The organism is Methylocystis sp. H62, from assembly GCF_015709515.1.
Classification (GTDB): Bacteria; Pseudomonadota; Alphaproteobacteria; order Rhizobiales; family Beijerinckiaceae; genus Methylocystis.
In genome coordinates this window covers 205,745-216,123 of the sequence record NZ_JADNQZ010000053.1, presented here as the reverse complement: position 1 = coordinate 216,123, position 10,379 = coordinate 205,745, and the positions used below count along the sequence as shown (strand labels likewise).

6 protein-coding genes and 3 pseudogenes are annotated in these 10,379 nt (G+C 56.8%); 6 read left to right on the top strand and 3 right to left on the bottom strand.

Going from position 1 to position 10,379, the window contains the following annotated elements; translation table 11 throughout:
- A pseudogene (locus IYY11_RS11895) lies at nucleotides 1–626 on the top strand (ISKra4 family transposase); the annotation flags it as partial.
- A 126-nt stretch (nucleotides 627–752) separates the two neighbouring features.
- Here IYY11_RS11895 and IYY11_RS11890 read toward each other — a convergent pair.
- Together IYY11_RS11890 and IYY11_RS11885 are read right to left on the bottom strand one after the other, a co-directional pair.
- The gene (locus tag IYY11_RS11890; RefSeq protein WP_196404042.1) at nucleotides 753–1,625 is read right to left on the bottom strand and encodes a peptidoglycan-binding protein; all 873 of its coding nucleotides are present in this window, start codon (nucleotides 1,623–1,625) and stop codon (nucleotides 753–755) included.
- 212 nt (nucleotides 1,626–1,837) lie between these two features.
- Nucleotides 1,838–2,353 (bottom strand): annotated as a pseudogene (locus tag IYY11_RS11885) (transposase); the annotation flags it as partial.
- Nucleotides 2,354–2,379: 26 nt separating this feature from the next.
- Here IYY11_RS11885 and IYY11_RS11880 point away from each other — a divergent pair.
- Complete coding sequence (locus IYY11_RS11880) at nucleotides 2,380–2,481, top strand: hypothetical protein (RefSeq protein ID WP_246719896.1); 102 nt, start codon at nucleotides 2,380–2,382, stop codon at nucleotides 2,479–2,481.
- A 255-nt stretch (nucleotides 2,482–2,736) separates the two neighbouring features.
- Here IYY11_RS11880 and IYY11_RS11875 read toward each other — a convergent pair whose 3' ends face one another.
- Nucleotides 2,737–3,849, bottom strand: coding sequence for a hypothetical protein (locus IYY11_RS11875; RefSeq protein ID WP_196404041.1), 1,113 nt, complete (start codon nucleotides 3,847–3,849; stop codon nucleotides 2,737–2,739).
- A 426-nt stretch (nucleotides 3,850–4,275) separates the two neighbouring features.
- On the opposite strand from IYY11_RS11875, the gene IYY11_RS11870 reads away from it, so the two are divergent.
- From IYY11_RS11870 to IYY11_RS11855, 4 genes and pseudogenes are all read left to right on the top strand, one after another.
- Nucleotides 4,276–5,874: a hypothetical protein gene (locus tag IYY11_RS11870; RefSeq protein WP_196404040.1), complete on the top strand. Its 1,599-nt coding sequence runs from the start codon at nucleotides 4,276–4,278 to the stop codon at nucleotides 5,872–5,874.
- 293 nt (nucleotides 5,875–6,167) lie between these two features.
- Nucleotides 6,168–7,327, top strand: a pseudogene (locus IYY11_RS11865) (ISKra4 family transposase).
- Nucleotides 7,328–7,412: 85 nt separating this feature from the next.
- Entirely contained in the window at nucleotides 7,413–8,243 is an 831-nt protein-coding gene (locus IYY11_RS11860) for a hypothetical protein (RefSeq protein WP_196404039.1), read from the top strand.
- 45 nt (nucleotides 8,244–8,288) lie between these two features.
- Nucleotides 8,289–10,292, top strand: a complete 2,004-nt coding sequence (locus IYY11_RS11855) for a TonB-dependent siderophore receptor (RefSeq protein ID WP_196404038.1) — start codon at nucleotides 8,289–8,291, stop codon at nucleotides 10,290–10,292.
- The last annotated feature ends 87 nt before the right edge of the window (nucleotides 10,293–10,379 follow it).

Below are 10,379 nucleotides of genomic sequence, written 5' to 3'. Positions count from 1 at the left end.
TTACCGTGTTGTCTGATGGCGCGGAGATTATGAAGCGGCTACCTCGCAATTTGCCGCGTCCGACCAGGAATATCGTTGATTGGTTCCACATCGCTATGAAAATCCAGCCCCTATAGCAAGTCGCCGATCATATCGTTCGCTGGCGCGACGAATGGACAAATGAAACCGTCGTTCTCGATGAGGAGATCCGCGCCTTGAAGTGGAAGCTGTGGCATGGACAGGTCGATCGAGCGATAGAACACCTCGGGGAAATCATCGCAGACATGTCGATGTTACGCGAGCAAGGCGACCTGGGCGCCGCCCGCATATGGCAATTGGCGCAACCGCTTCTGACTTACATCCGTCAAAACAAGTCTGCGATCGTCGATTACGGAGCTCGATATCGGTCGGGACGACGGATCGCCACTGCGCTGGCCGAATCCGCAGTGAATTCGCTGACCGCACGCCGCATGGTCAAAAAACAACAGATGCGATGGTCAAAGCGCGGCGCTCATCTGATGCTGCAGGTGCGCGCCGCGGTCATGAACGGAAACTTGCATGAGCAGTTGTCCTACGAACCGCCAGTCTTCAAATCGCGTTTGAACTGGCTGTTTCAGCCGACGCCGCCACTCCTCAGAGCAGCGTAGCACCCCAGTTAATTTAACGGTCCCGCCGCCGTTCAAATCGAATCCCTCTTCGTGCGAAATGTTGCCTACGCACAAGCATTCGCGGACAGACTCGATTCTCAACTTCGGTGAAGCTCGCTTCGAGGATCAGCATCCATTTCGTACTAGGCAATCGACGACAGCCTGTTGCGCCGCCAGTACTTGTTCGTAGAGACGCGCTAGCTGGAATTGCTGCTGTTTAATCGCATCGGGGTCGTTATCGTTGGCGGGCATGCTGTCCAGCAAGTCATTGATTTGTTGCTGCAAATCCTTCAAGCTGTTTATCTCGTCCGCACACAACTCCGCGCACTGCGTGCCACCCAAAAGGTCTTCGATTGTGTCAATAATGTCCTGAACGGCATCTCGAATCTTTTGCGACAGCAGTCGTGAGCGGTCCTTGAGGCCTTGCACCATCTGCTTGGCGGCCCGCTGCCATAGAGGGCTGGACGTGATGATGATGAGCAGCGCCAGAATCATCAGGAAGATGATGACTACGGGTATCACTTGCACCGCCCCTAGGAGTGGGCCGCCGGCGTTGACAGCACCGAGCTGGGCATTGAAGCTCGGAATTGGAGTCGGGAACTGGTCGGCGCCACCAACTGGCTCGTTCGGTGAAATAGAGGAAAAGTCGCTCCGAATGTCCTCGAGCTGGGAAACTAAGGAATCCGGCGCCCCGAGAGGCGTCGGCTCCGTCAAAACTGGTGAACCCTGTTCCTGTGCAATGGCAGCGTAGAGATCGGCGCAGACTTCATCAAGACGGATGAACGTCGATCCTTCGGGGTCCATCGTGCCGTCGGCCGGTAGGTCAGGGTTTTGTTGCTGAAAATCGAGGATCGCATTTACGGTGTCGGCACTAACGACCCCGTCGACATCGGCAGGAGCGGTTCCTGCTGCGATCTGGAGATCGCCGAGAAGGCGCTGTACTGCTTTGACGTCATCCGGAAGGTTTGATCCGTCTTGTCCAACACTTGCGCTTAGCATGTCACCTACAAGAAAAGTGGCTAATACACAATCTCACCTACACAATCTCACCACGGAAGAGAGGCCTTGGCAAGGATCGCCAATTTTGTTCCCCAAAGTTTTGAACTCAAGAGGAGACCGGAAAGAAGTTGGGGGTCGATAGGAAATTGCCTGAGGGAGTTCTCGATGAAATGGACCGTGATGTTGGAGCGCATTGAGAGTCGGACTCAAAATTAACATCTTGATTGTGGTGTTCTAGCGATGCGTCGGGAGAGCTGCCTGATGGAGGCGATGAGCAACCATGTTTCGGATGAGGCGATAGAGGCTTCCCGATCCTTGGCGAGCCGTCTGCAGCGATTGAGCCAGGCGAGTGTTCGTTCGACGACCCAACGCCGTGCGACGAGGACGAAGCCCTTTGCGCCGTCCGGGCATTTGACGATTTTGACGACGGGGCCGTTCATCTTCGCCAGAGCGGCTACGAGTTTCTCGCCGGCGTAGCCGCTGTCGGCGAAGACATGCGTGACGGTCGGGAAACTTTCGCAGGCGAAGCTGATGACGCGCGGCGCGCCGTCCCTGTCCTGAATGCTCGCTTCATGTACGATCCCGGTGAGCATATGGCCTTGCGTGTCCGTCACGATGTGGCGCTTGCGGCCCTTGATCTTCTTGCCGGCGTCGAAGCCGCGCAGGCCGCCGGCCTCCGTGGTCTTGACGCTTTGGCTATCGAAAGCGGCTGGAGGACGGCGAGTTCCGCTGGCCGAAGATCGAAGATGGCGTGATGCGTTTGTCGGCGGCGCAATTGTCGGCGCTGCTCGAAGAACTCGATTGGCGGCGCGTGCGCGCGGCGAAAGACACGTCGGCGCCTGCGTTGCCAGGATGAGCTGCGACACAGTGAATCAAGGCCTCGAAGAGCGTCGAAAGACGGCAGAAAATATGGTGTTCTGCGGCTATGACGCAGGGCCACGAGGTTACCAACCGGTGAAAAGCACGAACACTGAGGCAGACCCAATCAAGGGGATATTGCGAGGCATGGTGGCTTCGGTTAATTCATTGATTTTTTTTTGACAGCGCATTGTCGGGCCAAAATGGCTCCCGACACCGGATGGCTACTGTTAAGGGGTCTGCTGAGAGGCCGTCAGCCGTCGTAGCCTGCCTTGCGCAGTAGATTGATCAGCGCGGGTTGGCTATGCACGCCGGTCTTCTGGAAGATATGCACCAGATGCGTGCGCGCCGTGGCGAAGCTCGCGCCCGATCGCGCTGCCGCCGACTTAAGTGGCAGCCCGCTCAGCAACGCCGCTGCCAGACCCGCTTCCGCCCTTGTCAGCTCAAACTGCGCGCCCAAGAGACTGAGATCGGGTGGACGAATAGTCCGCCGGACTGGATCGTTGACGAAGATGACCGCGAGTTGGTCTTTCCCCTTGAAACGTGCGCCAGCGAGCGGCGCGACGAGGAGAGTTAAGGGTGCCTTGCCGTCGCGCGAAGCGATGAGCATTCCGCCCGCGTCGACGGTTTCTCGCAACGCAGCTGAGTGTACGAGGACACGAAGCGCCGCCGTCTGTTCGGGCCGGCGGATGGCGAGCGGGCCGTTGGGCGAGGCGATAAGCTCGCCGTCGCGAAATAATGTATCGGCTAAACTATTGGCATAGAGGATGTTGGCGCTGCGGTCGACGAGAATCGTCGGCTTGTCGAGGACATCCATGAGCGCCTGAATGTCAAACGGCCCGCGCGTCCCGCGAGGCATTTGATCCCGCAACTGCACTGCGCGCTGGAGGTGCGGCAGCAGCGCGCGAAAGCGGGCAATCTCGTGACCGTCAAATTCCGGCCGCGAGGCGGGCCGATAGATCGTCAGCACCGTGCTTCGCGTGCCGTCCATGATCAGATTCGCGCCGAGCGCGATGTCCATTCCTTGGGGGCCAAACCATTCGTTGTACAGCGCCGATCTATAAAACTTATCGCGCGGGCCGGCGACATCGAAGGAGAAGAGCTGGCCGACCGGTAATGACGCGCTCGCCCGCCACAGGAAATTTCTCGCCGCCCAATATTCAAAGTACGAGCGCGTGAAAACGGGATCAATCGGCAGATTCAGCGTTTCGTGGAAGTTCTTGGCGGCGTCGAATGTCCCAACAGCGAGATCCTTCACCTGAAGAAAATTCGCTAATGCTTTCAGCGCATCCGGCCATACCTCGTCGTCGATCGCGCTGTCGTAGATCAGCGTAATGATGTTCGAAATATCGGACATCTCGGACAAGCGTTCGCTCCCACGACGGCTGAGATCTCATTTCAGCAATGATTTCAGACCCTGAGTTCGCATCGAAGATTAGTCTGCCGCCTACATCATATGAGGGATGTCTGACTACGCGGGCGGGCTCAAACTGCCATTGAACCAATCAGCGGGCAAGTCGCGACCCGGGTGGCGCTCTCGCAAAACGCCAACATCATCGGGGGCTACAATTTCGCTACTACTGGCGAACTCTCGCTTACAAATCCTTTTGCTAAAGCCTTTAGCCCAAGCACCTGCCGCCCTTGGTTCTGGTAAAAATAGATTCAACATCGTTGTCTCCTTGACTCGGCCTTGCTTTGATCAGGGCGGTCATTCCAACGCGCGAACCGTTGGGCATTAGGTCAGCTATCTTAACTGTCATTAGTCAAACAGCAACCGAAAGGGGATAAGCTTATGAGTCAGACCATATTAGTCCCATTTAATGATCAACAAATTGGTCAAGGGTTCAACTTCGACTCGCGAGAAAGCGTTGGATCTGGACTGTCCGTTGAGAAGATCTCTGACGATCCAAACGCTAATGGGCAAATCGTTCGCACTTCGTTTAAAAGTGTTTCTACGCAAGATAGTCTCATGGAATCGTTAGGTATTTCTGTTTCTGCGGATGCGAGATATGGTTTGTTCTCGGGCGGAGCGAAGTTCGATTTCGCTCAAAGCCATGCCGTAAATTCCTTTTCGTCATTCATAGTTGGCCGGTGTGAGGTACACAATGCCACGCAACATGGGAATGGATTTCAATTGACCCCGACTGCGCAGGAGTTGGTGGCTGCCGGCAACACCAAAGATTTCAAAACAGCGTTCGGGGACATGTTCGTTCGATCATTGAAAACCGGTGGAGAGTTTTGCGTTGTCGCCCAAATTACTTCGGTCAGTGAAGCACATCAAAGCAAGATGGCAGCGAGCCTCCACGCTGAATGTAACGGATTAGTCGCAAGCGGATCCCTTAAGGCTTCGTTCGATACCGCAATGGCAGAAACGAGCGGCCGCTCGGAAATTACCGTCTTCATGAGCCAGGCCGGGGGCGTCGGTGGGCAGGTGTCCTTCACCGGTCCTGACGCTACGAAAATACTCGAACGGCTCAGCATGTTTCCACAATCGGCCCACGATCACCCGGTCGGCTACGAAGTCGAACTGGCGACATACGATACGATACCGATCACAGTGGCCTCTCCAGAAGAGCGAGAAGACCGGAATATTGTTTTGACCGACTGCCTTACGCAAAAAAATAAACTGCTCCAAGCTCTGGCTGATCTGAATTTACTTACTAGCCCTAATGCCGATCTGTTTTTTGATAACCTTCCGCCCTCTACAGACCTTGCTAAACTCGTGGAACAATATCGCTCTACGTTAAACGCTCTAATGGCGCATGCTATTAAAGTAGCAAAAGGGAAGATAGACCCTCCGCAGCTCTTCGTGCCGGCCGCCCTTCCCCCTTTGAATTTCAAGAAAAGGTCCGTCACAGCCGACGAGAAAGTGAATTTTGGAAACGCTGGAGCGGCAATAATCCGGACCGATCCACTAGCGGCGGCGTTTCGAAGCCTCCAGGGGAATGAATTGCGCCGGATGGGGTTTGATATTGGGATAGGAGCTACAAGCGGACAGACATCATGGGGATCCGGAAAGCAAAATTTGTTGGAATCGCTCGATTTCGAACAACAGATAGGCTTTCGGCAGGCCTCAACTTTTGCAATGATCCGAAACAATGAACCTGTTCTTGCTTCGAAAGGCGCGGATATTGCGCAGGCTGACCCACAAATTGAAATTGCTCGAAAAAGTCGAGCGTCCGGACTGTTTTGGCTTGGGTTTGATATCGCCACTGGATTGTACGGCGATCCGACGTTGGCCGGATTGGGGCAAACCGCTAAGGGGCCGGGCAAAAATAAGATTCGATTTAAGCTCGATGAGTTGGAGCATATTCTCCTTCCGAGTAGTGAAGCATCGAGAGGCTTCGTTACATCGGAAGAGTTCCATTTGGGGCGCAAGAAACAGCTATAAGCTGGACGCCTGGGGTCGATAGCGCGCCACGCGCGGACCGACGTCTTGGGTATGTCCCGTTCGCTGTTAGCGCAAAGCGGCCGTTGCGTGACGAATCTTATGTGGCCTCGGCGGTGTGAATGCCGTCGATCTGGATCGCCAGCAGATCGAGATCATCAAGCCTGCTTTCCATCGACGCTTTCATGCGCGAAGCCAACAGCGCGACGAAACGACGTCGCCGACGGGGGTAAGAGAAAGCTGGGGGTCATCCGGGTCGTGTAAGCTCGATTTTTTTTGAGCGAGGAGGCAGGCCTGTGACGGGAATTATCGAGATGAAGATATTTGCCGAGTTTGTTGGGACCGACGGCGTCTTGGCACGGCGCGAAGTTTTCGTTGTCCGACGCAACGTGGACCAGCCTCATCTCAAAGATTTCGGCCTAACCCTGGAAGAAGGCAAGGCCATATTGCAGCGGGTGCAAGCCGAACAAACGCAATTTCAGGTCGAGCAATGCGGCATGCGTGACCGGGAATGCACAGGCTGCGAGCGGCGGCGTGCCATCCATGATTATAGGAAACGTTCCATTCACACATTGTTTGGGGCCTGTCAGGTTCGCGCGCCTCGATTTCGACCCTGTAGCTGTTTGGCGCCGCACGATACGGTGCCTGCAAGGCGATTGATGGCGTTGATGGCGGGGCGAACAACCCCCGAGCTTGAGCGCGTACAAGCGGAATTGGGCGCACGGCTTTCATTTCGCGAAGCGAGCCGGGTTCTTGATCTTTTCGTGCCCGCCGCCCGCCCTCACAATCACAAAAGCGTTCGAAATCGCCTCGCGCGGGTTGCAGATCAGATCGAGACGAAAGACCTGTCGAGTCCACATCGCATGAGCCGCGTCGGACCAGGCCCGATGTCCGTTTTCATTGATGGCGCCTACATACGCGCCGTTCCGGGATTTCAGACTCGACATTTCGAGATCATCATGGGACGCGTCGATACCGATGGACGCGTGGCGCGCCTTTTTGCATCCGCGCCAAATATTTCGACGAGCAAGGTCGATACTATTCGAGCTGCGTTACGCGCCCAGGGTAGGATTTCCCGTAGAGACATCACAGTCTTCAGCGACGGCGATCCCGCGCTCAGAGGCGCTGTCGTCAGCGCGGCAAGACAGCAAGTCACGCATATTCTCGACTGGTTCGCGTACGTCACATTGAGCAGGCTTTCGAAGGCATCTTTCAGTTCGAGCCAGAATTGAAGTCTTGGCTCCTGACATCGGCCTATTGCGACGTGCCGCGCCTACGTCATCTCCTATGGAGAGGCTGCGTTGACGAGACCCGCGACGCGCTCAGGTTGATGAGCTATTCGGTTCGCAGCGCCGAGATGCACTGGTCGCCGCGTGGCGCGCAGCGCGTGGTTCAAGCAAGAGCGGTTGTGATCGATGGCCGGCGGAAGACTGGCGCGCTCAATCTTGCGTCATGACTCTCAGGTTTTTCCCACTCCCGCTGACTGCTGGACGGATACAAAAAAGGCTTTACATTTTCTATACTCCGAGGAGTCCACTACGATGAATATTACGGTGACGCAAAAAAACCCGCTATCCTTGACGCTGCCTCACGCTGTCACGAACCTTGTGATCAAGCCCGTAATGCAAGGCATACTCCTGGAGGAAATGCCGCTGACAACGACGATTCACGAACTGCTGTTCAAGGTCATCAAGGACGGCACTGTGTTCTGGGTCGGTGCCGCAGTGCCGTTCGGGACGACCGATTTCACGAGGATTCAGGTATTCTTCCATCCGACAGTCGTCCAGGCCGGTGTCATTCACGCCAGTGATGCTGACTATTCCGCATTCATTGGTGGCTGGTCCAGCTCTTTGCAGCGGTACATCGCCCTTGAAGGTGGGCAATTGGCAGCCTCCCGGGTTCTGCCCATGCTGGTCCCTTTCACCACCATGGCCGCACTTCAGCGCGGTGCAGACAACATGTTCACTGCCGATCCGGTTACAACCCTCAGCCACATCACCTACGCGATACAGACCACGTTCATTCCTGTTGGCCTCCCACCACCGCAGCTTACGGCGGTGGGCGTGGCCAGCTTCAGCTCCGGGATCACTGCAATGAGGATGTTCATCAACGCGATGAAACCTTCCGGACTGGTGCGAGAGGTTATCGACTTCGACAGCCCCTTCATCGTCAGTGAACCTGCCGCACTTACGCTCTCTCCCGGAGCGGTATCGAGCTGCTACACACAAAAATTCCTCGCCAATCCACCGCAAGGATACAAAATCCTGCCGGCTAGCAGCTTCGCGAACTTGACGAGCTACAACCACGATCCGCACTCCTGCATCGGCTGGATGATGTATCACACGGCAATGATCACCAGCGTCATCGTGTAACGGTAGAAGTTGCGTTCGGGCGCGAAGCGGCTGATCGAGCACGCGGTGGAGGCAGGCGCTTGGCAAGGAAATGCGGGACGAGCAAAAAGGAAAAGCCGCGAAGCGAAAGCAAGCGGCGCGCGCGAGGAACCCAGGGTCGAAGTCCCAGCAGAGGCGCCGCGCGCGCAGACGCTGGGGCGCGACCAGAGCGGCGTATATGTCAACGCGCCGGCGACAAACTCCGCTTTTTCGCCAAGCTTCGTCATGCGCGGCTTTCCGGCGGGGGTGACGCTTTTCGACGGCGCGTCGCATGGCTTCACCGCCCAGGACGTCGATCTCTCCACCGTCGATCACGTGGAATTCTTCAAAGGACCGGGCGCTATGCTGTTCGGCAAGGCGCTCGGGGGCTATGGCGGCGCGGCGAACTACATCAGAAAGGCCCCGACGGAGGAAACCTTCGCGCGCACCGTTTCGACTCTTGGCAGCTTCGCCGTGCGGCGCCTCACCGTCGACGTCAATACGCCGCTCAACGACGAAAAAAGCCTCTTATTGCGTTTGACCGGCTCGGCGCAGAGCCTGGGCAGCTTCGTCGATTTCGTGGGCTCGCGCAGTTTCGACGTCGCGCCGATGATCGCCTTCACCGCCGACAATGGCGATCGCGCCAGCTTACGCGCCGAGCATAACGGCCGACGGCTCGTCTGGCGCGACGGCATTCCGGCCGATCCGATCTTCCAGCATATTCCGTGCGAATTCTATGCTGGCCTTCCCGCCAATGAGCATGAGACGCCCTTTTTCGACGATCTCACCTTCACCTATGAGCACGCCTTCAACAAGGATTGGAAGCTTACGACGGTTGTCGATTATTTTCTTTCCGCCAGCCGCTGGGGCTGGTTCACCGGCTGGGGCTATGACGGCCTCCAATCCATCGTCTTCGGCAATCCCGTGCGGACCCGCGCCGCCGATCGTAGTTTCGACGCGCAATTGCGCCTCAACGGTCGCTTCGAGACCGGCTTTCTCTCCCATACGGTTTTTCTTGGCCTCGAGCACTGGGACTATTTTTTCGGCTACAACAACGACATCGCGCCCTATGTCGCGGCGCCGCTCAATATTTTCTTCCCCGTCTATTCGCCCGGCGTCAATTACGCCGGCGCCTATTGGTCGAACGGCGTGGCGCGTGCCTTGAGTCGGTCGGTCTATGGCCAGGACCTCATTGATCTGAACGAGAACTGGCGCATTCTGATCGGCGGGCGTTACGATCTCCTCTCTCAGCGCGAGCGCGTCTTCGATCCCCTTGGCGCGCTGGCGGGAGAGCCGACATCGAGTCTCAGCAAAGGTATCAAGGGCTATTTTTCGCCGCGCGCCGGCATACTCTATCGGCCGAACGAAGAGACGCAGCTCTTCGCCGCTTACGGCAAATCGCTCGTCCCCAATACCGGCGTGCGGATTCAAAGCGGCGAAGCGCCGCCGCCACGGCAGGACACCCAATATGAGATCGGCTTCCGGCGCGAGTTTCTCGACCGCAAGATGAGCTTCGAAGTCGGTCTCTTCGACATCACCCGCGACAATGTGGCCATTCCCAATCCGGCCAATCCCAGCGGCTTCTATTCGGTCGTGACCGGCCAGCAGCACAGCCATGGCATCGAGGTCAATCTCGGCGGCGAGATCCTGCCGAACCTCAAAATCAACGCCGTCGCCACCTTCCTGCACGCGCTGGTCTCGAAAGACGACAACATCCCCTCGCAGGAGGGCAGCGATCTTCTGGGCGCACCAAGGCGCGTCTATAGTTTCAACGCCAGCTACACGTTCGACACAGGCGACCTCAAAGGCCTCGAACTCGGCGCAAGCTACTATTACGCCAGCCGCCTCGAGGCGACGCTGCCCAACACTTACGGCTTTACGCTGGCACCCCAGCAGATGCTCGGCGCCTCGCTCGCCTATAGCTTCAACGACAATCTCAAGCTCGAACTCAATGCAGCAAATCTGACAAACCAATCCAACTGGACATCAAACGGCGCCCTCTACCACGGAGAGCCAACGACCGTCGCCGCCAGCCTTACTTACAAATATTGACGCGACGCCATGGCTCGACATTCGAATCGCCCACGGCGCATCCGCCAACCGAATGAAACATCGGGACGATCGACACGAGAGAACAAG